This is a genomic window from Schauerella aestuarii (assembly GCF_009866805.1).
Classification (GTDB): domain Bacteria; phylum Pseudomonadota; class Gammaproteobacteria; order Burkholderiales; family Burkholderiaceae_B; genus Schauerella; species Schauerella aestuarii.
The window spans coordinates 671,296-695,951 of the sequence record NZ_SIZW01000040.1 but is presented as its reverse complement, the minus strand read 5'-3'; the positions used below and the strand labels follow the sequence as shown (position 1 = coordinate 695,951).

Annotated in this window: 23 protein-coding genes; 6 read left to right on the top strand and 17 right to left on the bottom strand. The window is 62.5% G+C overall.

Annotation, left to right across the window (positions count from 1 at the left end; all coding sequences use genetic code 11):
• Positions 1 to 23: 23 nt before the first annotated feature.
• Positions 24 to 1,709: a Na/Pi cotransporter family protein gene (locus EYW45_RS10060; RefSeq protein ID WP_161135207.1), complete on the top strand. Its 1,686-nt coding sequence runs from the start codon at positions 24 to 26 to the stop codon at positions 1,707 to 1,709.
• A gap of 181 nt (positions 1,710 to 1,890) precedes the next feature.
• On the opposite strand, the gene EYW45_RS10055 is transcribed toward EYW45_RS10060, so the two are convergent.
• The 4 genes from EYW45_RS10055 to EYW45_RS10040 are packed head-to-tail and all read right to left on the bottom strand — an operon-like array spanning position 1,891 to position 5,635.
• Positions 1,891 to 2,901, bottom strand: coding sequence for a Bug family tripartite tricarboxylate transporter substrate binding protein (locus EYW45_RS10055; RefSeq protein WP_161135206.1), 1,011 nt, complete (start codon positions 2,899 to 2,901; stop codon positions 1,891 to 1,893).
• Between the two features lie 17 nt (positions 2,902 to 2,918).
• Positions 2,919 to 3,830 (bottom strand): polysaccharide deacetylase family protein, encoded by a 912-nt coding sequence (locus EYW45_RS10050; RefSeq protein ID WP_161135205.1) that lies wholly within the window; start codon positions 3,828 to 3,830, stop codon positions 2,919 to 2,921.
• A 12-nt stretch (positions 3,831 to 3,842) separates the two neighbouring features.
• Positions 3,843 to 4,607 carry an SDR family NAD(P)-dependent oxidoreductase gene (locus EYW45_RS10045; RefSeq protein WP_161135204.1) on the bottom strand — a complete coding sequence of 255 codons (765 nt, stop codon included), beginning with the start codon at positions 4,605 to 4,607 and terminating at the stop codon, positions 3,843 to 3,845.
• Entirely contained in the window at positions 4,604 to 5,635 is a 1,032-nt protein-coding gene (locus EYW45_RS10040; RefSeq protein ID WP_161135203.1) for a ketopantoate reductase family protein, read from the bottom strand. The genes EYW45_RS10045 and EYW45_RS10040 overlap by 4 nt, the downstream gene beginning before the upstream one ends.
• Before the next feature lie 127 nt (positions 5,636 to 5,762).
• Between EYW45_RS10040 and EYW45_RS10035 the strand changes: the two genes are divergently transcribed.
• Positions 5,763 to 6,695, top strand: coding sequence for a LysR family transcriptional regulator (locus EYW45_RS10035; protein ID WP_161135202.1), 933 nt, complete (start codon positions 5,763 to 5,765; stop codon positions 6,693 to 6,695).
• On the opposite strand, the gene EYW45_RS10030 is transcribed toward EYW45_RS10035, so the two are convergent.
• The 5 genes from EYW45_RS10030 to EYW45_RS10010 form a co-directional block, all read right to left on the bottom strand.
• On the bottom strand, positions 6,686 to 7,828 hold the full coding sequence (locus EYW45_RS10030) for a mandelate racemase/muconate lactonizing enzyme family protein (RefSeq protein ID WP_161135201.1): 1,143 nt from the start codon (positions 7,826 to 7,828) through the stop codon (positions 6,686 to 6,688). The two genes, EYW45_RS10035 and EYW45_RS10030, sit on opposite strands and share 10 nt — an antisense overlap.
• A gap of 22 nt (positions 7,829 to 7,850) precedes the next feature.
• Positions 7,851 to 8,798: an NAD(P)-dependent oxidoreductase gene (locus EYW45_RS10025; protein ID WP_161135200.1), complete on the bottom strand. Its 948-nt coding sequence runs from the start codon at positions 8,796 to 8,798 to the stop codon at positions 7,851 to 7,853.
• Positions 8,795 to 9,685: a fumarylacetoacetate hydrolase family protein gene (locus tag EYW45_RS10020; protein WP_161135199.1), complete on the bottom strand. Its 891-nt coding sequence runs from the start codon at positions 9,683 to 9,685 to the stop codon at positions 8,795 to 8,797. Before EYW45_RS10020 ends, EYW45_RS10025 begins: the two co-directional genes overlap by 4 nt.
• Before the next feature lie 3 nt (positions 9,686 to 9,688).
• The gene (locus EYW45_RS10015) at positions 9,689 to 10,831 is read right to left on the bottom strand and encodes a mandelate racemase/muconate lactonizing enzyme family protein (RefSeq protein ID WP_161135198.1); all 1,143 of its coding nucleotides are present in this window, start codon (positions 10,829 to 10,831) and stop codon (positions 9,689 to 9,691) included.
• 166 nt (positions 10,832 to 10,997) lie between these two features.
• Complete coding sequence (locus tag EYW45_RS10010) at positions 10,998 to 11,966, bottom strand: Bug family tripartite tricarboxylate transporter substrate binding protein (RefSeq protein ID WP_161135197.1); 969 nt, start codon at positions 11,964 to 11,966, stop codon at positions 10,998 to 11,000.
• A 184-nt stretch (positions 11,967 to 12,150) separates the two neighbouring features.
• On the opposite strand from EYW45_RS10010, the gene EYW45_RS10005 reads away from it, so the two are divergent.
• Positions 12,151 to 12,879, top strand: a complete 729-nt coding sequence (locus EYW45_RS10005; protein ID WP_328703610.1) for a GntR family transcriptional regulator — start codon at positions 12,151 to 12,153, stop codon at positions 12,877 to 12,879.
• A gap of 80 nt (positions 12,880 to 12,959) precedes the next feature.
• Here EYW45_RS10005 and EYW45_RS10000 read toward each other — a convergent pair whose 3' ends face one another.
• Positions 12,960 to 13,343, bottom strand: coding sequence for an RNA-binding S4 domain-containing protein (locus tag EYW45_RS10000; protein ID WP_407924913.1), 384 nt, complete (start codon positions 13,341 to 13,343; stop codon positions 12,960 to 12,962).
• Between the two features lie 62 nt (positions 13,344 to 13,405).
• On the bottom strand, positions 13,406 to 14,302 hold the full coding sequence (locus EYW45_RS09995; RefSeq protein ID WP_161135194.1) for a LysR family transcriptional regulator: 897 nt from the start codon (positions 14,300 to 14,302) through the stop codon (positions 13,406 to 13,408).
• A gap of 129 nt (positions 14,303 to 14,431) precedes the next feature.
• Here EYW45_RS09995 and EYW45_RS09990 point away from each other — a divergent pair, with 129 nt between their 5' ends.
• The gene (locus EYW45_RS09990) at positions 14,432 to 15,448 is read left to right on the top strand and encodes an aldo/keto reductase (protein ID WP_161135193.1); all 1,017 of its coding nucleotides are present in this window, start codon (positions 14,432 to 14,434) and stop codon (positions 15,446 to 15,448) included.
• 108 nt (positions 15,449 to 15,556) lie between these two features.
• Positions 15,557 to 16,234: an ankyrin repeat domain-containing protein gene (locus EYW45_RS09985; protein ID WP_161135192.1), complete on the top strand. Its 678-nt coding sequence runs from the start codon at positions 15,557 to 15,559 to the stop codon at positions 16,232 to 16,234.
• Positions 16,235 to 16,445: 211 nt separating this feature from the next.
• Here the strand turns inward: EYW45_RS09985 and EYW45_RS09980 are convergent, their stop codons facing one another.
• From EYW45_RS09980 to polA, 3 genes are read right to left on the bottom strand one after another with little or no spacing between them, the layout of a single operon-like run.
• Positions 16,446 to 17,213 carry a dienelactone hydrolase family protein gene (locus tag EYW45_RS09980; protein ID WP_235938979.1) on the bottom strand — a complete coding sequence of 256 codons (768 nt, stop codon included), beginning with the start codon at positions 17,211 to 17,213 and terminating at the stop codon, positions 16,446 to 16,448.
• 58 nt (positions 17,214 to 17,271) lie between these two features.
• On the bottom strand, positions 17,272 to 18,120 hold the full coding sequence (locus EYW45_RS09975; protein WP_161135190.1) for a ZIP family metal transporter: 849 nt from the start codon (positions 18,118 to 18,120) through the stop codon (positions 17,272 to 17,274).
• Positions 18,120 to 20,843 (bottom strand): DNA polymerase I, encoded by a 2,724-nt coding sequence (gene polA / locus EYW45_RS09970; RefSeq protein ID WP_161135189.1) that lies wholly within the window; start codon positions 20,841 to 20,843, stop codon positions 18,120 to 18,122. Before polA ends, EYW45_RS09975 begins: the two co-directional genes overlap by 1 nt.
• Between polA and EYW45_RS09965 the strand changes: the two genes are divergently transcribed.
• Positions 20,842 to 21,522 carry an LOG family protein gene (locus tag EYW45_RS09965; RefSeq protein WP_456238875.1) on the top strand — a complete coding sequence of 227 codons (681 nt, stop codon included), beginning with the start codon at positions 20,842 to 20,844 and terminating at the stop codon, positions 21,520 to 21,522. The genes polA and EYW45_RS09965 overlap by 2 nt on opposite strands.
• 108 nt (positions 21,523 to 21,630) lie before the next feature.
• Here EYW45_RS09965 and typA read toward each other — a convergent pair whose 3' ends face one another.
• The 3 genes from typA to rbfA are packed head-to-tail and all read right to left on the bottom strand — an operon-like array spanning position 21,631 to position 24,639.
• Complete coding sequence (gene typA, locus EYW45_RS09960; protein WP_161135188.1) at positions 21,631 to 23,454, bottom strand: translational GTPase TypA; 1,824 nt, start codon at positions 23,452 to 23,454, stop codon at positions 21,631 to 21,633.
• A 10-nt stretch (positions 23,455 to 23,464) separates the two neighbouring features.
• On the bottom strand, positions 23,465 to 24,205 hold the full coding sequence (gene truB / locus EYW45_RS09955; protein ID WP_161135187.1) for a tRNA pseudouridine(55) synthase TruB: 741 nt from the start codon (positions 24,203 to 24,205) through the stop codon (positions 23,465 to 23,467).
• A 29-nt stretch (positions 24,206 to 24,234) separates the two neighbouring features.
• Positions 24,235 to 24,639, bottom strand: a complete 405-nt coding sequence (gene rbfA, locus EYW45_RS09950) for a 30S ribosome-binding factor RbfA (RefSeq protein WP_161135186.1) — start codon at positions 24,637 to 24,639, stop codon at positions 24,235 to 24,237.
• Positions 24,640 to 24,656: the final 17 nt, after the last annotated feature.

Sequence of the window (24,656 nt, the reverse complement as noted above, 5' to 3'; positions counted from 1 at the left end):
GCGCCTTTGAGCGCCGTCTTGTCATGTCCGCACTCATTGCTCTGCTCGATTTCGCCGGTTTCGTCGCCCTGTTGCTGTGGGGCGTGCACATGGTGCAGACCGGCGTCCAACGCGCTTTCGGCGCCGCCCTTGGGGCCACACTCAGCCGCGCGCTGGGCACCCGCATGCGCGCGTTTGCCGCCGGGCTCGGGATTACGGCGGCGTTGCAGAGCAGTACCGCCACCGGGTTGATGATCGCCGGCTTTGCCGCCGGCGGTGTGGTGGGCCTGGTGCCCGCCCTGGCCGCGATGCTGGGGGCAAACGTAGGCACCACGTTGATCGTGCAACTGCTGTCGTTCGATCTGACGGCCTTGTCGCCGATCCTGATCCTGGTGGGCGTCTGGCTCTTCCGGCGTTACCCGCCCGGCCGCCCCCGCGATCTGGGCCGCGTGGCCATCGGGTTGGGACTGCTGCTGCTCTCGCTGCACCAGATCGTCGAGCTCTTCGAGCCGCTGCAGAATGCCCCCATGCTGGGCGTGGTGCTGCAGGCGCTGGCCACCCAGCCCTTTGCCGCCGTGCTGCTCGCGGCTGCCATCACGTGGGCCGCGCACTCCAGCGTGGCCGTGGTGGTGCTGATCATGAGTCTGGCTGAACACGGTCTGGTGGGTGCACCCGTGGCATTCGCCATGGTGCTGGGCGCCAACCTGGGCACGGCCATCAACCCCTTCACCGAAGGCGTGCGCGGCGACGATCCCGCTTCGCGCCGCCTGCCGCTGGGCAACCTACTCACCCGCGTGGCCGGTGTGCTGGTGGGCGTAATGCTGTTGCCGTGGATCGCCCCGGCCATGACCGACATGGCGGCCGACGCCTCACGTGCAGTGGCCAACTTCCATACCGTGTTCAACATCCTGATCGCGCTGGTGTTCATGCCGCTGCTCACGCCCTACGCGGCACTGCTCACGCGCTGGCTGCCCAAGCGGATCGATCCCAACGACCCCGGCATCCCGCAGTATCTGGACGACGCGGCGCACGACATCCCCGCGCTTGCCCTCGGCAATGCCTCGCGCGAGGCATTGCGCATGGCGGATATGCTGCAAACCTTGCTGCTGTATGCCCGTGCCGGCTTCAAGCGCGATAACCGCCACCGTATGCTCCAGGCGCGCGCCATGGACCGGGCCATCGACAAGCTCGAGTTCTCGATCGCCCACTATTTGGCCACGCTGGACACCGAATCGCTCACGCGCGAGGACCGCGTGCGGCTGGATGCCATCATCGCGTTCATCAGCAATATCGGCCATGCCGGCGACATTGCCCATCACGGCCTGCTTGGGTTCGTGAGCAAGCTGCGTAAGACTGCCGTGCAGCTTACGCCGCAACAAAAGCAGCAATTGGATGAGACCCTGGTGCGGTTGATCAACAATCAACGGCAGGCGGCGGCGTTGTTTGTGAACGAGGATGTTCCGCAGGCGCGCGCACTCGCAGCCGAGAAAGAATACTTCCGCGTGCTCGAAAATCAGGCGGCCGAAAAGCATCTGGATCTGATCAAGTCGGGCCGCATCGACGTCGCCGAGGCCGGTGCGATCTATCTGGATATTCTGCGCGATGTGAAGAGCATCAACTCACATCTCGTGGGCGCGACCGCGTATCCGCTATTGGCACGTCAGGGCGAGTTGCTGCCCAGCCGGCTGCGCGAAGTGGATCGGCAAGCGGAGCGCAACGCGGCGGAGTAAGACAGCCGATATCCGGCAACAGGCGATATCAGGCAACAGGCGATACCTTGAGCCGATTCGATATCCCGCCATCAAAACGAACACGCGCAAAGCAAAACACCCCACGTCGAACGTGGGGTGTTTTTTTCTATGAATCGACGTCGCAGCGTGCCGGGCTCGCTGGCGACGTCAGCGTGCCGCATCAACTGGTGGCGTCGGCCCCCACCAGCTTCACCAGCTTGCCCCACTTCTCGAATTCGCTGGTGAAGAACGCCTGCGTTTCCTGAGGAGACATCGGTGCATAGGGCGGCACACCCTCACCTTCCAAACGCTCCGTCAGGCCCGGCTCGGCCATTGTTTCCACAATCGCCTGGCGCAGCGTCTTCACATCCGCTTCCGGCGTGCCCGACGGCACGCAGAAGGCGTTCCACGTGACGATGTCGTAATCCGTCTTCAGTGCTTCGGCCACGGTGGGAACATCCGGTATTGCTTTCAGGCGCTCCGCGCCCGACACGGCCAGCGCCACCAACCGGCCCGCTTTCACTTGCGGCCCCAGCACCGACCACGCGTCGAACGCATACGTCAGTTGTCCACCCGTGAGATCGGTGAGCACTTGCGGGCCTTGCTTGTACGGCACATGCAGCACGCCCGGCGTGCCCATCTTCTGCGCCAAGACATGGCAGGCAATGTGGCTGGAGGTGCCGTTGCCGTTGGAGCCATAGCTCGCCTTGTTCGGATTGGCCTTGACGTGCTTGACCAGATCGTCCAGCGTTTTGATGCCGGATTGGGCCGACACGACCAGCACCACCGGCACCTTGATGGTGACGGCTACCGGCGTGAAGTCCTTGATCGGATCGAAGTTCAGATTGGTGTAAATGTGCGGATTGATGGCAAAGGTGGTGGCCGTGCTGTAGACCACGGTGTAACCGTCGTTCTTGGCGCGAGCAGCCGTCGAGGCACCAATATTGCCGCCGGCGCCGGCCCGGTTCTCGACCACGATATTGGTGTTGAGCCGGCTGCCCAGCCCTTTGCCGATCAGGCGCGCGATGATGTCGGTATTGCCGCCCGGCGCAAACGGCACGATCACCGTGATGGGTTTATCCGGATAGCCCGATGCGGCAAAAGCGCGCATGGGCGCACCGATGGTGGCGATTGCCGCAAAGAGCGGCGTTGCGGCGAGAGCCGAGCAAAATCCACGTCGTTGTTTGTTCATTGCTTTCCCCTTCTTGTTTATGCCGACACCGGTGCGAAGTTGCCCACCTGTGCGGTCACTTCAAATACCGCCGCGTTTTCCGAAGCGACGTGATAATCCGCGACTTCCTGCGGCGTGGCAAACCACACGTCGTCGTAGGCCGCAATATGCGCGAGCAGCTTGTCCAGCATGCGCAATCGCTGGCCGCGGCCCGAGATCCAGTCGTGCACCGTGATCATGCACAAGCCGCCGTAATCGCGCGTCCCTTCGAACTCTTCGATCCAGCTTTCCAGCACCGCCGCCGGATTGGCCGGATGCGTTTTATCGCGCGGCCCGTTGGTATAGCGAAAGTAAAGTGCGTCGTCGATCGTCCATGTCACCGGAATCTGCACCTGGCCATCGATGGTGTACGGATGATCGAAGCCCATCAACGAGCTGTCGTACGCCACGCCGGCTTCCCGCAGCACGGCGAGGCTTTGCACATCATGCTCGAAAGACGGCGCACGGTAGCCGAGCTTCGTGCGGCCCGTTTGCGCTTCGAACACCGCCATCGTCTGCGCCAGACAATGCTTCTGGGTGGCAAGATCGAGGGTATCCAGGCGTTCATGAAAATAGCCGTGATACGCCACTTCATGCCCTTGCGCGATAAGCGTGGGAAGCAGATCCGGATAGGTGGCAGCCACCACGCCAGGCACATAAAAGCAGGCTTTGATGCCGTGCTTCTCGAGCAGGGCCAGCACACGGGCCACGCCTTGGCGCGGGCCATAACGGCGCTGCTCGAGCTCGCCCAGGCTGCCGGCTTTAGCTTGCCGGCCCACCCAGAAGTACGGCGATTCGGCGTCCAGATCGAGTGTGAAATTTACCGCGCACCGCTTGCCTTCCGGCCAGCGGTATCCGGGAAAGGAGATGCGCGCATCCGCGTGCATCGTGGGGAATTGTGGTGTGGACATCGCGTTCTCTCCTTATGACGCAGCGAGCGCTGCGCGACGGTTCAACCCACCGCCGCCATCGACGGCGAGCACATGGCCCGTCGTGAAGGAAGCGTCGGGGCCACTCAAGAACATCACTGCGCGGGCGAGCTCGCCTGGGGCAATGGACCGCTGCAACGGCACCGCCTTCGACACGCTCGCCAGATGCGCAGCGGGAATATGGGGATTTTCCGGATCGTCGGCGATGCCGGGGCGCACGGCGTTGACACGAATGCCGGCTTCGCCCAGACGAATCGCCAGGATGCGCGTAAGTTGCTCGAGCGCCGCTTTCGACGGCCCGTAGGTGGCACCGTTGGTGCGTGCCACCTCGGCGGCCGCGGACGTAACGTTGACCACCACGCCGGCCTGCCCGCGCGCCATCCAGCGGCGCGCCAGTGCCTGCGTCAACATCAAGGGTGCCACCACATTCACATCGTGAATCTTGCGCACGAGATCGACGTCCACATCCAGAATATCGGCGAACGGAAAGATGGCGGCGTTGTTGATCAGGATGTCCGGCAGATCCTGGTCCTGCAATGCCTCGATGGCCGGTGCCACGTGTTCCGCCGCGCTCAGATCCAGCACGATCGATTGCGTGTGGGCGCCAAGATCGGCAAGCTGCGATGCCGACGGTGCCACGCGATCGATCAGCGTCAACGTGGCGCCCTCGGCGGCAAACGCGCGCGATAGTTCGCGTCCGAAATAGCCACCGCTCCCGGTGATGAGGACACGTTTGCCTGCGAAGCGGCCCCCGCTCATGCCGCCACCGCCATCAATTCATCGAGATTGCGCAGGTCGAAGTCACGCTTGCCCTGCTCCATCTCGCGGATCATCGTGATCATGCGCGCCACGACCGGCGTCTCGATGCCATGCCGCGAGCCGTGCAGCACGATGTCGGTGATTTGCGGATCCACTTCGGTAGGACGCTTGCGCACGGCAAGATCGCGCCAGACGCCACTACGCGGCTTGCCCACCCAGCGGCGGCAGTGATCGGCGATCGTCTGCAATTGCGCAGCAGACGTCTCGATCGGCGTTGCGCGGGTAAATGCATCCGGCGTGAAGCCGTCGAACGGGGCGGGCTCCACACCTTCGGCGCGGGCCACCTCGACGACCTCCACACACAGGGCACGCCACAGCGGCGCATACGTGCTGCTGGAAAGCTGATCCACAATGGTTTCGTTGGTGAGCGCGGTGGTGAACAACAACGATCCGATCGCCACCTTGCTCCACTTGAAGCCCATCAGGCGATCGGTCCATGCTGCAGTGGGATCCACGCATTGCAGCAACGCCGCCGCCTGGCGCGACCGCGCCGAATCGCGCCCGTCGCACTCGCCCACCTGCAGGCTGCCCAGGCCGCCGAATTGAATCCGGCCCGGCGCCACGTAATCCGACGCGAAGTTGACCAGTGCGCCCATCGTGCGCGATGCGCCCACCGTGGCGGCAATCGTGTGCTCGGTGAGCCCGTTCTGCAGCGCCAGCACCCAGCCGTCGTCGCTCAAATGCGGCAACAGTGCAGCGCACGCCGCTGCCGTGTGCTGGCCTTTGACCGACAACATGATGCGATCGAATTTGCCCTGCAACTCAGCCGGCGTGGAGGCTTGCATCGGCACGAACACAGAGCCGCCTGCCGCATCCACGATCTCCATGCCGTGCGCCCGCACCGCCCGCACATGTTCTTCAGCAATATCCACCATGACCACATCGTGGCCGGCCTGTACCAAACGCGCCGCGACCACACCGCCGATCGCCCCGCCGCCCCACACCAGAATCGAATTCGAATCGCTCACCGCAAGTCCTCAACCAAGGCGCGCGATCGACTGAATCGCGCTTCACGATGATTCTGCTGGCGCCAGACATATAATTCAATTTCCAAATTCGCAAGAACACTTGCGTAAAACGCATACAAATAAACGCATGAATCACAAAGCCTACGAGGCCTTGCACGCCTTCATCGAAGGCGGCAGCGTGGCACAGGCCGCGCTGCGCCTCCACCGCACGCAACCGCAGGTAAGCCGGCTGCTCGCCCAACTCGAAGCCGACGCGGGATTTGCCATCCTGCGGCGCGAAGGCAGGCGACTGAAGCTCACCGAAGACGGCCGCCGCTTCTATCATCATGTGTATGGGTTGCTGCGCGCGCAGGACGCGCTGGCGGATTTCACGCAAGACATCCGCCAGGGCATCACCCATCGCATCCGTATCCTGGCCGCCAATCACATCATCGATGGTTTGGCACTCGAAGCGATGGCGCGATGCCGGCTGGAGGAACCGTCGTTTTCGGCGTCGCTCACCGCCCGCATGCCGGCCGACCTGCAATGGTGGCTGGGCCAGCAGCAATTCGATGTGGCGCTGGTGCAGTTGCCGCTGGAGCATCCCGCCATCGAAACGGAACTCCTCGTGAAGAGCGAAATCGTGGCGGTGGTGGGACCCGAGCATCCCCTGCGCCATTGCGCGACGATCACCGCCGAGGATGTGGAGCGCGAGTCGTTCATCACCCTGGGGCGCCGCAGCGTATTGGGCCAGCGCTACGAAGCCGCGTTCGAAACGGCCAACGTGCAGCCTGCAGCGCCGCTGGAGGTGTCGTTCAGCACGTCGGCCGTGCAGTTGGCGGCGTATGGGTGCGGCATCGCCATGGCGGAACCGTTTTCAGCGCTCGCGCAGCGGCATACCGGCGCGGTACTTCGGCGGTTTACGCCCACGGTCAATCTGCATTACGGGTTGGTATTCCCGAAGGACGTGGAACGGCCGGAAGCCGTGCACTTGTTTGTCAGGCATCTGCGGGCCTGCGCCGCGAGGCAAAGCGCAGAACTTGCGCAAGCGCTGGAGGCGGCCACATCACCTCACACGTAGCATGGCCCCTCGATCAAGGGATGCGCCGCGATGAAATCGGTGTCGATCGTCAATCCGATACCCACGCCATCGTAAGGCCGCACGCAACCTTCGGCATCCAGTTCATAAGGCAGGCGTTCGGCCAGCTCGTCTCGAAACGGATTGAGCGAAGTGACGTCCGCCTCGAAGTAGCCAGGATTGTCCAACGCACACAGATAATGAATGCTGGTGGCCATGTTGATCGCCGTGGCCGACGTATGCGGATTGATGGTCAACTTGAGCGCGGCCGCCATGGCAGCGATGCGCATGCCCTCGGTCACGCCCCCGGTCTTGGACAGATCGGGCTGAATGAACGTCACATGACCGGCCTGCAGCAACGGGCCAAACTCATAACGTGTGTAATGGTTCTCGCCGGCTGCCAACGGCACCCGGCCCATCTGCGCCGCGCGGGCATAAGCGTCGTGATCGTGCGCCGGAAACGGCTCTTCCAGCCACCCTACCCCCATCGCTTCAAACACCGGCATCACGCGTCGCACGTCGTCCAGGCTGTACCCTGTGTTCGCGTCGACCAGAATGTCGACATCGTCGCCCAATGCCTTGCGCACCGCGGTGACGCGAGCGGTATCCCGCACCGGCCCATCGCCCACGCGCAGTTTGACCGCGCGATATCCCAGGTCGACCAAGGCCCGCGCTTCATCGGCCAGTTGATCGGGCGGCTGCCACCCCAATGAGATGCCGCCTGCGTAGGCCTTGATGGGCTTGTTCGATCCGCCCAACAACCGATACAGCGGCCATTGCGTGACCTGCGAGCGAATGTCCCACAAGGCCAGGTCCAGTCCGCTCAGCGCGAGTGCGGCGGCCGCCCCCATGCCATGGCTGGCGAACTGCATCTTCAACACGCGCGCGGTTACGCCCACCGTATCGAGGGGGTCCATGCCCACGACGAGTTCACGCAATGTCGTGTCGATCAGACGTGCGACCGCGCCCGGGCAGCGCCCGTGATGGGCTTCGCCCCACCCAGTCAGGCCGTCGTCGGTGGTGACGTGCACCAGCACCGCGTCACGTTTCACGCTGCGGCCGATCCCTAAGCGAACCGATTTGTTTTCGGGGACGGGAAACGAGATGGGTACTGCCTTGATATCGACGATCCGCATGGGGGCTCCTGCGCAGATAGGTTTAGAACGTGTTGACCGGATGGGAGGGCGCGTCGCCGCGCAGCAATCGCAGCATGTCGTCGACGGCGCCCTCGCTCATGCGGCGCATGCTGGTGGCCGTGGTGCCTGCCACATGCGGCGTGAGCAGGAGCCGTGGTGCAGCCAGCACAGCAGCATCGGCGGGCAACGGCTGCACGTCGTGCACGTCCATTGCCGCGCCGCCCAATCGGCCCTGCGCGAGCGCGTCTATGACCGCAGGTGTGTCGATCACCGGCCCGCGTGCCGCGTTGATCAGCAGCGCGTGCGGTTTGGCCCAAGCAAGGGATTGGGCGTCGATCATGCCGCGCGTCTCAGGAGTCAGCGGACAACAGAGCACGATCACGTCGGCCGTTTGCATGAGCGTTTGCTTATCGACGGCCTTCACGCCAGGCGGCAAGGCCTGCGGGCGGCGCGTCAATCCCACCACGCGCATCCCCAACGCCTGCACCACAGTGGCGAGCTGCGAACCGATCGCGCCGAGTCCCACAATGCCGCACACCGCCCCCTGCAACTCGGTGCCGCCATCCGCCATCGCACGCGCGGGCGCCCAGCCGTCGCTGCGCAGACGTGCATCCATGCCGACCAGATTGCGACGCAAGTGCAACATCGCACTCAAGCAATACTCCACCACTGCGGCGGTGTTCGATCCAGGCAGGTTGGCCACCACGATACGCCGCGCCGTTGCCTGGGCGACCGGAATCATGTCCAGGCCCACGCCATGGCGCACCACATAACGCAAATGGGGCGCATGATCGAAGATGTCTTCGGGAAGATGATTGCGTACGATCAACCCCTGCGCTTCCCGCACCACGGCGCGCAATGCGTCGGGGCTGCCATCGGTGGCGGTGCGCACCTCTGCGGCCTGCGCCAGGCGCGCGTGCGCCTCGGGATGAATCGGCGCGGTCAATGCCACGATCGGTAATGCCGTCATAATGAATGCGCCTCGACGATGGGGTTATGAAGGGTACCGAGCCCGGGGAGCGATACGCTCATGCGGCTGCCCGGTTGCAACCAGGCGGGTGGCGAGTGCGACACGGCGACACCCGCCGGCGTGCCTGTGGCGATGATGTCGCCAGGGTCCAATGGCATTTGCGTGGAGATGAATGCGATCAGCGCGGGGATGTCGAACACGAGATCGGCTGTCGATCCGTTTTGCCGCAACACGTCGTCCAGATGCAGCGCGATCTTGACGTCATGCGGGTCTGCAATCTCGTCGGGGGTGACCAGCCACGGGCCCACCGGGCAGAAGGTGGGCTGGTTTTTGCCCCGAACGAAGCCTTTGTCCGCACGCACCATGTCGCTTGCACTGACGTCGTTGACGATGAGGTAGCCCGCAACGTGCGTCATCGCGTCGTCGCGGCTGACCCGCAACGCCTGACGACCGATCACGACGCCAAGCTCAGCTTCATACGTCACGTTGCCTACGTCAGGCTGCAACCGGACCGGGTCGTCAGGGCCAATCACCGTGCGGCCGGATTTCACGAAAATGACCGGCGTCTCCGGCGGTTTCATATCGCGCTCCTTCAAGGCGTCGTGGAAGTTGAATGCCGCCCCCACAATTTTTCCGGGACGCGGCAAGGGTGCCGCCAAACGCACGCGCGAAACGGGTATCTGCGAGGCCTCTGGAAACGCCGTATCGCCAAGGCGCTGCGCGAGATCGGCCAGGCCGATGTCGACCCACGCCTGCAACGTGCGCGGCAGGCCGGCGGCCCAAGGCGGCCCGCCGGCCGCAAACACGTTCACCACGTGCGATCCCGCGTGCGTCAGAAAACCGGGCAAGACCTGCCCACCCTCGTCGTGGAAAGAGACGAAACGCATAGATCAGCCCACCCGGTAGCGATCGAGGACATCGCGTTTGACCTCGATGCCCAGACCCGGCGCAGTCGGGATCTGCACCACGCCCCGCACCTGCACGATGGGGTCCACCGTGAGCAGATCGCGAAACGGGTTCTCGCATTGTTCGAATTCGAGCAAGGGCGGCATCGGGCGAAAGCTGGGCGGTTGATCGGGCAACGCTGCCAGAAAATGCAGCGTTGCCGCCAATCCGATAGCCGATCCCCAGGCATGCGGCACGCACTCCACACCGTGGGCGGCGGCGAGCGTGGCGATCTTGCGGCACTCGCTGATGCCGCCGGCGGCGCACACATCGGGTTGCACGATATCCATCGCTTTGCGCGTGACGATGTCGCGAAATCCCCAGCGCGTGAATTCGTTTTCGCCACCGGCTACGGCCATGTCCAGGGCACGCGTTACTTCCACATACCCGTCCAGATCTTCGGGCGAGATGGGTTCTTCGAACCACTCCACATCCAGCTTTTCGAGTTCACGTCCCAATTTGATCGCGGCCGGCACCGTAAAGCAGTGGTTGGCATCGACCATCAGCCGCACGTCGCCGCCGATCGCCTCGCGCACGGCACGCACCCGTTCGATGTCGAGTTTGGGCGATCCCAGGCCGATCTTCATCTTGATCGCGGTGAACCCCTGCGCGACATACTCCTGCGCTTCCTCGACGGCCTCTTCGATCAACCGATCCATGTCGATAAAGTACAGGCCAGTGGCGTAAGACTGCACCTCCGTGCGATGCGCGCCGCCGATCAGCTTATGAATCGGTTTGCCGCAGACTTTGCCGATGATGTCCCAGAGCGCGATATCGATGCCGCTCAGCGCCGAAATCGCCATGCCCTTGCTGCCATAGTCCTTGATGCGGTTGTAAAGATCTTCCCAGATCACCTCCACGTCGAACGCATCGCGGCCGATGATGCGTGGCCCGTACTGGGATTCGATATAGGCCCGCGCCACCTGCGATGGGCCATAGCATTCGCCCCACCCCACCACGCCGTCTGCGGTTTCGATTTCGACGATGCACGAGCCGCGCTGTTTGTACAACCAGCCCCGCGATGACGTAAACGGCCGTTCGACCGGGGCACTGACGACATGACACGTTATTTTTTTGATCAGACTCACAATATCCTCGCGTGAAGGGTGGCGTTGCGCAGACGGCAGCGGTAGACAAAAGGAGCGACAAGACCGGGTGAATTGCGCGACCTCGCCTGCCGCCCCCATTCAGGGGTCGGCATGAAAAAGGGCGGCGCAGGCAGAACGCCCAAAAAGGCAGCTCCGGGAGACAGCGTTATTTGGCGGTGACGAATACTTTCGAGGCCACGTCGTTGAGCGTGCCTTGCACATCGCGCACTTCACGATCCAGCGCGGCACCCGATACGTTGTCGACCAGGAAGCCGTTCTGCTGCGCAAAGGTTTTGAACTTGTCGCTCTGGATCGCCCGATCGAAGATCGCGACCAGACGTTGGCGGACGTCGTCCGGAATTCCTGCCGGCGCCACCACATAAGCCATCTGCACCAGCGGGCCATACGGGAACACGTCATAGCCCTTTTCCTTGAACGTGGGCACGTCGGGATAAAGCGCCAGGCGTTCATCGGCAAACACACCGATCGGCTTCACATACTTGGCATCGATCTGCGGTTTGCTCTCGGAAGGCTTGAGCACCCCCGCGTTGATCTGCTTGCCGGCCAGATCGGCGATCACGCGCGAACCGCCGGGATACGGCACATTCACGTACGCCACGCCCGCAGCGCGCGCCGTCATCTCGGCAAAGATGTGATTGAGGTTGTTGTTGCCGGGCGTACCGATCGAGACCTTGCCCGCATTCTTTTTCATCTCGGCCAGGAAGGCCTCGATCGTGTCGGGCCCGTCGGCCGGCACAAGCAGCATCAACGGATCGGTCGAGACGCGTGCGATATGGCTGAACTGCTCGTTCTTCAACGGTGTGAGCTTTTGCGCGATCTGGGCCAGCGTCGAACTGGTCCCCATGCCCACCAAGTAGCCGTCCGGCGGCGCGTTGGCCACCTTGGTCAAGCCGATGGCCCCCGTTGCACCGGGCGCGTTCTCCACGATGACCGTGACGCCCTGCTCGCTGATCAACTGCTGCAGCATGCGCGCGGCAATATCGTTGGAGCCACCGGCATTCCACGGCACAACGAATCGAATCTCTCGCGAGGGAAACGACTTATCGGCGGCGTGCGCCAGCGGCAATGAGCAGGCCAGCACGGCACCCACGACAAGCTTGGACAGAACGGACATTTTCGGTCTCCTCCGAAAGTCGCCTTGAGGGCGCTTCATCACTGCCTCTCAGGGCTGTTTTGAACTATTCTGGAACTATCCTATCATTCGTTATAACGAATAACAAACAACTTTCGGTTCTGCGCCGCAGCACGCCAGTGAGAGAATGGCGGTAATGAATCGAACCAAAGCAAGAGGACCTGCCGTGCCCGCATCTCCCCCCAGCATCGGTATTGCGCCGGCGTGCAAGTCGTCGATCCTGCGCCCGCTCGACCGGGAAACATTGTGGGACCGCGCCTATGCCGCGCTGCGCGAGGCGCTGCTGAACGGGCGCTACGCGCCGGGCCATCGCATCGTGCTACGCGAGGTGGCGGCCGAGTTGGGCATCAGCCTCACGCCGGTGCGCGATGCGGTCAATCGCCTGACTGCCGAACGGGTGCTCGAGCGCGGCACGGGCGGTCAGGGCGGTGGCGCGATCGTGCCGCATGTGGATGCGGGCATCTTTCGCCAGCTCGTCATCATGCGTGCGGAACTGGAATCCCGCGCGGCCTTCGAGGCCGTCGCGCACGCGAGCGATGCCGACGTGCGCCGGCTACGCGAGCTGCACGCCGAAATGGCGCGATTGATCGATGCCGAGCCGCGTCAGGGCTACCTCGACGTGCATCGGCACTTTCATTTTCATATTTATGGCTTGAGCGGCCTGGATGTGATCCAGGACAGCATCGAAACGCTCTGGCTCCGATGCGGGCCGGTACTCAACATGGTGCTGCCCGAGTACGTGCCGCATCTGAAGGCGGCGGACCATCACGCTGAAGCCGTGAAGGCGATGGCCAATCGCGATGCCCCAGCGATGGCGCACGCCATCCGCTGCGACATTTCAGAAGCCGGCGACTACATCCACGGGGTACTGATGCAGGAAGCGGCCGCGCACTAAGGGGGGCCTCGGGATTTTTGCTGGACCCCGCCGTTTACGGCTGCGCGTCTTCAGGCCAGCGCGCACCGCTGGCACCCTCGTCACTTTCCGCGCACAAAATCGATCAATCGCCGATCCCGTTTCGTCGGCCGCCCGGCAGCAATATCGGCTGCAGGTTCCGGTGCCAGACGCCGCATTTCCGCCGCCGCCTCGCGCTTGGCCACACTTTCATTGGTTTCTTCATACAACTGTCGCGCCACCGGCGCAGGCCCACGCATATTGCTGATCGCGCATACGCAAACCTCCATCGCCGGCGGCTCTTTGTGAATGCTGACCAGATCGCCCACGCCCACTTCACGCGCGGGCTTGGCCACTTGACCGTTGACCAGCACGCGCCCGCGTCCCACCTCTTGCGCAGCCAGGCTGCGGGTCTTGTAAAACCGCGCTGCCCATAACCATTTATCGATTCGAAGCTTGTTCGCCATCATCACCTCATCTCTGCGTTCTGCATCACTTCAACACTGTGCCGATGCCGGCGCCGGCAGCATCACCGCACATCACTCAACAATTCACTCACCCAGTCCACAAACACCCGCACCCGTGGCGCAAGATGCCGCTGATGCCCATACACCACCGACAGCGGCATGGGCGGCACGGCATAATCGGCCAGAACTCGAATCAGTTCGCCCCGCTCGATATGACCGGCCAGTCCGTTGACGGGGGCCTGCGCAATGCCCAGGCCCGCAAGGCAGCACGCCACACCGGCCTCGGCACTGCTCACCGATACCGCACCGCGCATGCGGATATTGCGCGCCACGCCCGCCTCTTCAAACTCGAAATCCAGATCGCGCCGCGTGCGATTGGAAAAGAAATTGACGGCGGCATGCTGCGAAAGATCGTCCAACGTTTGCGGGGTGCCATGGCGCTGCAGATAAGACGGTGCAGCGGCCGTGATCTGACTCAAGGTGCCGATGCGTTTGGCCACCAGGCGTGAGTCGTTCAGCTCACCCACGCGAACGACGCAGTCGATGCCTTCGTCGATCATGTCGACGATCCGATCGGTCACACTGATGCGCAATTCGATGTCTGGATACCTGGCGTGAAAGTCGTCCAGCGCCGGCACGATCTTCAAACGCGCCAGGCGCTCGGGCAGGTCGATTCGCACGGGTCCGCGTGGCGACTGATAGGCGGTTGGAAACAGCGCGTCGGCCGCGTCCACTTCGGTGAGTACTCGCCGGCAACTGTCGTAATAGGCCGCGCCCTCGCTCGTGAGGGTGACCTTGCGCGTCGTGCGATGAAGCAGGCGTGCGCCCACATGCTTCTCCAGTTGCTGTATCGCGAGCGTGACGCCTGCCCGAGGCAGGTTCATCTGTTCAGCAGCGAGCGTGAAGCTGGACTGTTCCGCAACACGGCTGAAGATTCGCATGGCCTGCAACTGATCCATCAGCGCACCCCAATTATTATCGAATTTTGAATAATAATTCTTAAATTAGCACGTTTATCTGATTGCATGGCGCGCGCACAATGCATGCATCGGTCGTCACTCGATGCCCCGCCACTAAGGAAAATTCTCATGGAACAACGCCAATTAGGTTCAACCGGTCCGGCCGTGTCGGCACTCGGACTTGGATGCATGGGGATGTCGGGGATGTATGGCCCGTCTGACCGTGCGGAGAGCATCGCCACGATTCATGCGGCGCTCGACGCCGGCGTGACGCTGCTGGACACCGGCGACTTCTACGGGATGGGCCATAACGAGATGTTGATCGGTGAGGCGATCGGCGGCATCAAAGGCACCCAGCGCGATAATCTCATCATCAGCGTCAAGACGGGCGCATTGCGCGACCCGGCCGGCGGATGGATCGGCTACGACGGTCGCCCACAGGCCATCAAGAATTTTCTGGCGCACAGCCTTACGCGTTTGGGCGTGGACTACATCGACGTCTATCGCCCTGCCCGCCTCGATCCCAATGTGCCGATCGAAGAGACGGTAGGCGCCATCGCCGACATGGTGAAAGCAGGCTATGTACGTCATATCGGTCTATCCGAAATGGGTTCGGACACGATCAAGCGCGCCGCCGCCGTGCATCCCATTGCCGATTTGCAGATCGAGTACTCCTTGATTTCGCGCGGAATCGAAGACGGCATTCTGGCGACCTGCCGCGATCTCGGCATCGGCATCACGGCCTACGGCGTGCTGTCGCGCGGCCTGATCAGCGGCCATTGGCAAAAAGACAGCGCGGGTGGCCCCGGCGACTTCCGGGCGCACAGCCCCCGCTTCCAGGACGGCAACGTCGAGCGCAACCTTGCCTTGGTGGACGCCTTGCGCAAGATCGCCGATGCCAAAGCGGTGAGCGTCGCGCAGATCGCGATTGCCTGGGTGGCTGCGCAAGGGATCGACATCGTGCCCGTGGTGGGCGCGCGCCGTCGCGACCGGCTTACCGAAGCCTTGGGCAGCCTCGCGCTCGACCTGACCCCTGGCGATCTGGCGGCGATCGAAGCCGCAGTGCCCAAGGGCACGGCGGCGGGAGACCGATATGCCGCAGCACAGATGGCACATCTGGATAGCGAAGTCGGCGCGCATCGTTAAGGCGATCCCTATCGGCCGGTCGTCGGAACGCCTGCCGTCCGCGCGCGCCGCGGACGCGCGGACGCGATATCCTTGGCGCATCGTCAAATGAACCAAGGAGACACGCACATGCTGTTGGAGCGCATATCGATTTGCTTTGGCATGGCCGTCGCAATGTTTGCGGTCACGCCCGTTACCGCTGCGAGTAGCGAGCGGGAAAGCGAACTGCATCAGGCTGCCGCGCTTGGCCATGCAACAGAGATTCGCGGGTTGCTTGCGAAAGGCGCGGCCATCGACGCACGCAATGCCAAGGGAGAAACAGCGCTGCTGATCGCCACGCATGCCAATCATGTGGAGGCGGCGCGGGTATTGATCGAGGGCGGTGCGGATGTGAACGCCAAAGACAAGATCAACGACAGCCCGTATTTGTATGCCGGTGCGCGCGGCCACAACGAGATTCTGCAGATGACGCTCGCCCACGGCGCCGATCTGAAAAGCACCAATCGCTTCGGTGGCACGGCGATCATTCCAGCCTCGGAGCGCGGCCATGTGGAAACCGTGCGCATCCTGATCGCGGCGGGCGCCGACGTCAATCACGTGAATAACCTGCATTGGACCGCGCTGCTCGAAGCGATCATCCTGAGCGACGGCGGGCCTCGGCATGTCGAGATCGTACGGGACCTGCTCGACGCGCACGCCGATGTGAATCTCGCCGATGGCGAGGGCGTGACGCCGTTGCAGCATGCCCGCCAGCGCGGCTATAGCGCGATCGAGACGCTGCTCGTGCAAGCCGGGGCAAAGGGTTGACGTAAAACGCTGCGTCGTGACGCCATCATGTCGCGGCAACTAAAGCCTTCAGCCTCGCACGAGCATCTTCAGCACCACAAAAGCGTCGTCACGCATCGCACAGCATCGTCAGCACCGCACTGGCGTCCTCGACATCAACATCGATCAAAAAAAAGAGACCCCGAGGGGCCTCTTTCGTCGCGATGACGACAAACAATCGTTCAATCGTGCATCACAGGTATTGCTTGAACCAATCCGTCAGACGGCGCCAACCGTCCTTGGCATCGGGCTCACGGTAGTTGGCGCGATAGTCGGCAAAGAAGGCGTGATCGGATTCGGGATAGACCACGAGTTCGGATGCCTTCGCCGCCTCGTTGCCGCCCTTGAGCTTGTCGCGCATGATGTCGACGTCGGCCACGGGGATGCTCTTGTCGAGGCCGCCGTACAGCCCCAGCACCGGCCCCTTCAACTCACCCACGATATCCACGGCATTGCGCTTGATCAGCGGACCGTGGCCCTGCGTGAGCTTGCCGTACCAGGCAACCCCGGCACGCACATTGGCATTGTGTGCCGCATACATCCACGTCAATCGGCCGCCCCAGCAAAAGCCGGTGATACCCACGCGCTGGGCGTTGGCGCCCTGCCTGGCCGCCCAGGCCACGCTCGAATCCAGGTCCGACAGCACTTGCTCGTCAGGCACTTTGGCCACGATTTCGGAGATCAGCTTCGGAATATCGGTATAGGTTTCGGCCGCGCCTTGGCGTTGGTAAAGATTGGCACCAACGGCGAAATAACCCAATTTGGCGATGCGGCGGCACACGTCTTGGGTGTGCTCGTTCAACCCGAAAATCTCTTGCACCACCAGCACGACCGGCAAGTTCTTGTTGCCTGCCGGTGCGGCGTAATAAGCCTGCATCGTGCCGCCGTTGACCGGCAGATCGAATGCGCCTGCTTCAAGGCCGTCGGTATCGGTATGGATGGTGTGATCGCTGGCGTTCATATCGGCTCCTTTGAGAGACGACCCCGGCATGGCTGTCGGGATCGTCGAATCGAAACTATCAGTGCTGATGCGGCGCATGGATCGCGGGCACGGCACCGTGCGCGTGATCGTCATGATCGTCGTGACCATGACCGTGATGCATCATCGTGGTCACCGCATAGATCACCGCGACGCCGATGCCGACGAGCGCCAGTTGAGGCGCGGCATCCGCCGGCGATACGCGCTCGTGCATCTGCGGCATGAGGTCGGCCACCGAGATATACAGAAAGCTGCTCGCGGCCACCACAAGCGCGTAGGGCAGCAACGCCTGTGCCTGTTGCAGCACGAAGTAGCCCAGAATCCCGCCCAGTGCCGAGCAGAAGCTCGAGAACAGGATCAGTATCAAGGCCCGCCGTCGCTTGAGCCCTGCGTTGCGCAGCACGACGAAATCGCTGAGCTTGTGCGGCACTTCGTGGATGATGATCGACGCCGCCGTCAACACACCCAGTATCGGGTCGGTGAGAAACGCGGCCGCCACCAGCACACCGTCGCACAGATTGTGCAGCGAACTGCCGATCAGGATCAGCACACCGCCACGACCGGCCTCATGCTCATCGTGCCCGTGATGGTGATGGTGCCCATCGCCTTCGTGGTGATGGCTGTGCCGCAGCAATGCGATTTTTTCCAGCGCAAAGAACCCGATGAGCGACGCCAGCATCAATCCAAACAAACCGTGCGCATCGGCATCGGCCAATTCGAAGGCTTCGGGCAAGAGGTGCAACAACGCCACGGCCAGCAGCACGCCCACCGACAGGCTCACCATGTGATGCAGATACTGCACGAACACCCGATGCGCCAGCCAGTGCGCCACCAGCACGGCGATCAAGCCGCCGGCCACCGTGGCCAAAACGATCCATGAGAGCAGCATCAGTGCGCCTGCTCCCAATTGCTGCCCACGCCCACTTCGGCCAGCAACGGCACCCGCAATTCGGCTACGTTGCACATGAGCGCAGGAACACGCTCACGCACCACCTCAAGCTCGTCCTGCGGCACCTCGAGCACCAGTTCATCGTGCACCTGCATGACGATGCGGCTGGCCATCTTTTCCTTCATGATCCAGTTCTGCACCGCGATCATCGCCAGCTTGATCAGATCGGCCGCCGTGCCTTGCATGGGCGCATTGATGGCAGCGCGCTCGGCACCCTGGCGACGGGGACCGGAACCGCCACGAATCTCGGGCAGCCACAGCTTGCGGCCGAATACGGTTTGCACATAACCCAACTCGCGCGCACTCACCTTGGTCGACTCCATATACTGCGCCACGCTCGGATAGCGGGCGAAGTATCGGTCGATATAGGCTTGTGCGGCGTCGCGTGTAATGCCCAGATTGGACGCCAGGCCAAACACGCCCATGCCGTAGATCAGGCCGAAGTTGATGGCCTTGGCGGCACGGCGCTGATCGCTGCTCACCTCGTCCAGGCTCACGCCAAACACTTCGGCTGCCGTCGCCCGGTGCACGTCGGCGCCGGTGGCAAAGGCATGCTGCAGATTGGCGTCATCGGAGACGTGCGCCATGATGCGCAGTTCGATTTGGGAATAGTCCGCCGATACGATCAGGCCACCCGGCTGGGCGATGAACGCTTCGCGCACACGGCGGCCGGCCGCGGTACGCACGGGGATGTTCTGGAGATTGGGATCGGACGACGCCAGCCGTCCGGTGATCACGGCGGCTTGTGAATAGTGCGTGTGCACCCGGCCGGTGGCCGGATCGATCATGCGCGGCAGTTTGTCGGTATACGTGGATTTGAGCTTGGAGATGCCACGATAATCGAGCAGCACTTTCGGCAGCGGATAATCCAGCGCCAGCTTGGACAGCACCTCTTCATCGGTCGACGGTGCCCCGCTGGCGGTCTTGCGGACCACCGGCAACTTCATCTGACCGAAGAGAATCTCACCCAACTGCTTGGGCGAATTCAGATTGAACGGCTGACCCGCGAGCTCGTAGGCCTTCTGCTCCAACGTGAGCATCTCCTGGCCCAGCGTATGACTCTGGCGATTGAGCTCTGCGGCATCGATGCACACGCCCTGCCGCTCGATCGCGGTCAGGATCTCCGACACCTCGATCTCCATGCGGTAGATGCGATCGAGCCCCGCGTCGGCTGCCACACGCGGACGCAGTACCTGATGCAGTTGCAGCGTGAAATCCGTATCCTCGGCGGCGTAGAAGCCCGCCTTGTCGATATCGACCTGATCGAAGTTGATTTGATTGGCGCCCTTGCCACACAGCGACTCGTACGTCACGCCGGTGCGGCCCAGGTAGCGCTGCGCCAGCTCGGTCAGGCCCACACCGCGGTGCGACTCCAGCACATAGGCTTGCAGCATCGTGTCTTCGGCGATGCCGGCCAACGCGATGCCTTCATTGGCAAATACATGGGTGTCGTACTTCGCATGATGCAGCAGCTTGGGTGCATCGGCGTTGGTCAGCCACGGGCGCAGGCGCGCGAGCACCTCATCCTTGGGCAGTTGGGGGCCCACGTCCTGGCCACGATGCGCCAAGGGAATGTAGGCCGACACGCCCGGGGTGACGCATAGCGACAAGCCCACCAGTCGGGCCTGCATCTCGGAGAGGGATGTGGTTTCGGTATCGAGCGCGGTAAGCGTGGCTGCTTCGATCCGCGCCAGCCATTCGTCGAACGCCTCCCACGTGGTCACGATCTGGTAATCGGTCGTGGCGGGCGCCTCGGGAATGGCCTCTTGCACCACGCGCGCATCGTTTTCGGGCACGCGATTCTCGTCGCCGCTCAATTCGCGCAGCCACGAGCGGAAGCCGTAGTTTTCATACAGCGAGAGCAGCGTGGGCTCGTCCAGCGGACGCGGCACCAGATCGGCCAGGCTATCGACGATGCCGGCGAGATCGCAGTCGCACTTCACGGTGAGCAACTCGCGCGTCATCGGAAAATTCGGGATGGCCTCGCGCAAATTGCTGCCTGCCACGCCCTTCACACTGCCGGCGGCCGCGACCACGCCCTCGATGGAGCCATGCTCGGTGAGCCACTTGACGGCCGTTTTGGGCCCGACCTTGGTCACGCCGGGAACATTATCGACCGTATCCCCCACTAACATCAGATAGTCGACGATGCGGTTGGGGGGGATGCCGAACTTGTTCACCACGCCCGGCTCGTCGAGTACTTCGCCACTCATGGTATTGACGAGCGTCACATGATCATCGACCAATTGAGCGAGGTCCTTATCGCCCGTAGACACGATGGACTTCACACCGTGAGCGGTGGCACGCTTGGTCAGCGTACCAATGATGTCGTCGGCCTCGACGCCTTCGATCGCCAGCACCGGCCAGCCCAGCGCGCGCACCGCGCGGTGGATGGGTTCGATCTGCTGCGCGAGCTCATCGGGCATGGGAGGCCGATGAGATTTGTAATCGGGGTAGATATCGTCACGAAACGTCTTGCCGCGCGCGTCGAAAATGCAAGCGGCATATTCTGCTTTATGATCCGAAGCGAGCTTACGCAACATGTTGACGACCCCGTACAGGGCGCCAGTGGGTTCACCCCGGCTGTTACGCAGATCAGGCATCGCATGATAAGCGCGGTAAAGATAGCTCGATCCGTCAACCAGCAATAAGGTTTTAGTCATGGTCACAAGAACAAATGGCGACACACCGGTCGACAAGCAAATACCGGTGATTATGTCAGAGATGGCAGTAGCTGCAGAACAACTGGCCGATATCGGCCCTGCGGTAAGTATATTTGGCAGTGCACGCACCAGCCGCGATTCCCCGCTGTACAAAACCTGCGAAGAGATCGCAGCCAAGTTGTGCAAAGCCGGTTTCGCCGTCATCGCCGGGGGTGGCCCCGGGATGATGGAGGCAGCCAACAAAGGCGCGCACGAGGCAGGCGGTGTGAGCGTCGGGCTCAACATCGTACTCCCCCACGAATCCAGCAATAACGAATTCCAGACCGTCAGCCTGCCGTTCGAGTATTTCTACTCGCGCAAGGCGACGTTTTTCATGCACAGCTTCGCCTACGTGGCGATGCCCGGTGGCTTCGGCACGCTGGACGAGCTCTTCGAAGCGTTGACGCTCATCCAGACCGGCAAGGTGCCCCCTGCCCCCATCATCCTGGTGGGACGCGCGTTCTGGGGCGGCCTGATCGAGTGGATTTCCGCTCAAGTGTTGGCCAACGGCATGATCAGCGCCCACGATCTGGACTTGTTCGTGATCGAGGACGATCCCGAAAAAGTCGTCGAGCATGTCGTGGCCTTCCACAACAAGCATCTGTCGCAGGATGAATACGCGCCGTCGTTGCCGGCGTAAATCGGGACGTCCGGCAGCGTCGCTGCCGGCGCAACCCCTACCGCCGCACACCAATGAATAAGCGCCCCTGGGGGGCGCTTATTTGCTTTTAGCCTGACCCGTCAGGGCTTAGCCGTTGTTTTCACGCGATGCGCGCTTGCGCTCGTGTTCTTGCAGATAGCGCTTACGCAAACGGATCGACTTGGGCGTGATCTCGACCAATTCGTCGTCGTCGATGAATTCGACGGCGTATTCGAGCGACATCTGGATGGGCGGCACGAGGCGCACGGCTTCGTCGGTGCCCGAGGCGCGAACGTTGGTCAACTGCTTACCCTTGATGGGGTTGACGACCAGATCGTTGTCGCGGCTATGGATACCGATGATCATGCCTTCGTACAGCGGCTCGCCCGGGCTCACGAACATGCGGCCGCGATCCTGCAGCTTCCACAAGGCGTAGGCCACGGCATCGCCGTTGTCCTGCGAAATCAGCACGCCGTTGCGACGCTCGCCGATACCGCCTTCACGGGCCGGTGCGTACTCGTGGAAAATGTGGCTCATCAAGCCAGTGCCACGGGTCATCGTCAGGAACTCGTTCTGGAAACCGATCAGACCGCGCGCCGGAATGATGTATTCCAGACGGGTACGGCCACGGCCATCCGGCTGCATGTCCTGCAGGTCGCCCTTACGACGGCCCAGTTCTTCCATCACGCCACCCTGGTGAGCGTCTTCGACGTCCACGGTCAGCGATTCGAACGGCTCGTGACGCACGCCGTCGACTTCCTTGAACACCACGCGCGGACGCGACACGGCCATTTCATAGCCTTCGCGACGCATCGTTTCGAGCAGAATCGTCAGGTGCAATTCGCCCCGGCCCGATACTTCGAATACCGTGTCGTCGCCCGTGTCGCGCACACGCAGTGCCACGTTGGCTTTCAGTTCGCGGTCCAGACGATCGCGCAATTGGCGGCTCGTGACGAACTTGCCTTCGCGACCGGCCAATGGCGACGTGTTGACCATGAAGTTCATCGTGAGCGTGGGCTCGTCGATGCGCAACAGGGGCAAGGCTTCCGGCGTATTGGGATCGGTCACGGTGGTGCCGATGGCCAGGTCTTCGATACCGTTGATCAGCACGATGTCGCCGGCTTCGGCTTCCTCGACGACCACACGCTCCAGACCCTGGAACTTCAGCACCTGGTTGATGCGGCCCTTGGCAACGGCACCCTCGGGGCCGGCGCGGAAAGCCACTTCCTGCAGCGCCTTCACGCGGCCACGGTTCACACGACCGATCGCGATCTTGCCGACGTAGCTGTTGTAGTCCAGCGAGATGACCTGCATCTGGAACGGCTCATCCGGACGGTCGTCACGTTGGGGTACGTGCTTGATGATGGCTTCGAACAGCGGACGCATGTCGCCGTCGCGCACGTCATCGGTCAGGCCGGCGTAGCCGGACAAGCCCGAAGCGAACACGACCGGGAAGTCCAACTGCTCTTCCGTGGCGCCCAGCTTGTCGAACAATTCGAACGTGGCGTTGATGACGAAGTCGGGGCGTGCGCCCGGACGGTCGATCTTGTTGACCACGACGATGGGCTTCAAGCCCAGCGCCAAGGCCTTACGCGTCACGAAAATCGTCTGGGGCATCGGGCCTTCCACGGCGTCGACCAACAGCAACACGCCGTCGACCATCGACAGCACGCGCTCGACTTCACCGCCGAAGTCGGCGTGGCCCGGGGTGTCGACGATGTTGATGTGCGTGCCTTCGTATTGAACCGCACAGTTCTTCGACAGAATCGTGATGCCGCGTTCTTTTTCGAGGTCGTTGGAGTCCATGACGCGCTCGGTCAGCGCCTGGTTTTCCCGGAACGTCCCGGATTGACGCAGCAGCTGGTCGACGAGCGTCGTTTTGCCGTGGTCAACGTGGGCAATGATGGCGACGTTGCGCAATGCGCGGGTCATAACAAGTCCTTTAGGTTCGACCGGCGGGCATCAGACCCGTCGGCAATTCATCTATCGCAATAAGCGCTTGGGCAGGCGCCTCGGACGCTTGCAACGCTTCCAGCGTTACCGCGCCCTGCAACGAAAACGGTCCCACCTGCGTGCGTCGCAGCGCGGTGAGGTGCGCAAAACAGCCCAGCGCCCGGCCGATATCCTCGGCCAGCGTGCGGATGTAGGTGCCTTTGCTGCACACCACATCCAGTTCAGCCGTCATCCCGTCGCAAGCCACCAGCGTAAGGCTATGGATTGTGACGGTGCGCGGCTCGCGTTCGAGTTCGATGCCTTGCCGCGCATAGTGATAAAGCGGCTTGCCATCGCGCTTGAGCGCGGAATACATGGGTGGCACTTGCGAGATCGTGCCACGGAAACGTGACAATACGACCTCGAGCGCCTCAGGATCGACGCCAGTAAATCCTTCGGGCGCCGACTGCGTCGGAATGCCCGTCAGATCGCCGGAATCGGTCTCCTGACCAAACAGTACTGTGGCGCGATATGACTTGTCGGCATTGAGCATCGCGCCCGAAATCTTTGTAGCCCGACCCATGCAGCACACCAGCAAGCCGGTGGCGAAGGGATCGAGCGTGCCCGTGTGTCCCGCCTTGGCGGCATCCATTGCGCGCCGGGCGCGCTGCAATGCATGATTGCTCGACAAACCTACCGGTTTATCAAGCAACAGAACCCCATCGAGCACCTGCCCGCGTCGTTTGGCCATCGTCGAATCCGAGAAAAGTGACGACCGCCCTACTTGGACGGGTCTTCAGGTTCGTCAGGATCGTCGGCACGCGAACCGGGACGGTTGGCGCGATCGATAAGCAGCGACATTTCGATGCCTTCCACGATCTTGGGATCGTGAAAAAAGCGCAACGTCGGCACCGTGTGAATCTGCAGCAGTTTGAACAACTGCGAATGCAGCCAGCCTGCCTTTTCATTGAGCAACGCAGCAGCCACTTCGGGCTCGCCTGCGATGACGGTGAAATACACCTTGGCGTGCGCGTAGTCCGCGGAAAGATCCACGCCGGACAGCGTGATCAAGCCAGCGCGCTTGATATCGATCTCGCGCTGGATGATCTCGGCCAGATCCTTCTGGATCTGGTCGGCCAGCCGAATATTTCGGCCGGGGATCGCTTTGGTTTTATGACGGCTCATAGAGACAGCATCGGGTC

Excerpts from the sequence above, each read along its gene's own strand:
- EYW45_RS10035 (WP_161135202.1), top strand. The coding sequence starts at position 5,763 with ATGAATCACAAAGCCTACGAGGCCTTGCACGCCTTCATCGAAGGCGGC.
- EYW45_RS09975 (WP_161135190.1), bottom strand. The coding sequence starts at position 18,120 with ATGCTGCTCTCATGGATCGTTTTGGCCACGGTGGCCGGCGGCTTGATC.
- EYW45_RS10055 (WP_161135206.1), bottom strand. The coding sequence starts at position 2,901 with ATGAACAAACAACGACGTGGATTTTGCTCGGCTCTCGCCGCAACGCCG.
- EYW45_RS09985 (WP_161135192.1), top strand. The coding sequence starts at position 15,557 with ATGCTGTTGGAGCGCATATCGATTTGCTTTGGCATGGCCGTCGCAATG.
- typA (WP_161135188.1), bottom strand. The coding sequence starts at position 23,454 with ATGACCCGCGCATTGCGCAACGTCGCCATCATTGCCCACGTTGACCAC.
- EYW45_RS10060 (WP_161135207.1), top strand. The coding sequence starts at position 24 with ATGTCCGCACTCATTGCTCTGCTCGATTTCGCCGGTTTCGTCGCCCTG.
- EYW45_RS10025 (WP_161135200.1), bottom strand. The coding sequence starts at position 8,798 with ATGACGGCATTACCGATCGTGGCATTGACCGCGCCGATTCATCCCGAG.
- EYW45_RS09995 (WP_161135194.1), bottom strand. The coding sequence starts at position 14,302 with ATGGATCAGTTGCAGGCCATGCGAATCTTCAGCCGTGTTGCGGAACAG.
- polA (WP_161135189.1), bottom strand. The coding sequence starts at position 20,843 with ATGACTAAAACCTTATTGCTGGTTGACGGATCGAGCTATCTTTACCGC.
- truB (WP_161135187.1), bottom strand. The coding sequence starts at position 24,205 with ATGGCCAAACGACGCGGGCAGGTGCTCGATGGGGTTCTGTTGCTTGAT.
- EYW45_RS09990 (WP_161135193.1), top strand. The coding sequence starts at position 14,432 with ATGGAACAACGCCAATTAGGTTCAACCGGTCCGGCCGTGTCGGCACTC.
- EYW45_RS10000 (WP_407924913.1), bottom strand. The coding sequence starts at position 13,343 with ATGGCGAACAAGCTTCGAATCGATAAATGGTTATGGGCAGCGCGGTTT.
- EYW45_RS10050 (WP_161135205.1), bottom strand. The coding sequence starts at position 3,830 with ATGTCCACACCACAATTCCCCACGATGCACGCGGATGCGCGCATCTCC.
- EYW45_RS10010 (WP_161135197.1), bottom strand. The coding sequence starts at position 11,966 with ATGTCCGTTCTGTCCAAGCTTGTCGTGGGTGCCGTGCTGGCCTGCTCA.
- EYW45_RS09980 (WP_235938979.1), bottom strand. The coding sequence starts at position 17,213 with ATGAACGCCAGCGATCACACCATCCATACCGATACCGACGGCCTTGAA.
- EYW45_RS10020 (WP_161135199.1), bottom strand. The coding sequence starts at position 9,685 with ATGCGTTTCGTCTCTTTCCACGACGAGGGTGGGCAGGTCTTGCCCGGT.
- rbfA (WP_161135186.1), bottom strand. The coding sequence starts at position 24,639 with ATGAGCCGTCATAAAACCAAAGCGATCCCCGGCCGAAATATTCGGCTG.
- EYW45_RS10030 (WP_161135201.1), bottom strand. The coding sequence starts at position 7,828 with ATGCGGATCGTCGATATCAAGGCAGTACCCATCTCGTTTCCCGTCCCC.
- EYW45_RS09965 (WP_456238875.1), top strand. The coding sequence starts at position 20,842 with ATGGTCACAAGAACAAATGGCGACACACCGGTCGACAAGCAAATACCG.
- EYW45_RS10045 (WP_161135204.1), bottom strand. The coding sequence starts at position 4,607 with ATGAGCGGGGGCCGCTTCGCAGGCAAACGTGTCCTCATCACCGGGAGC.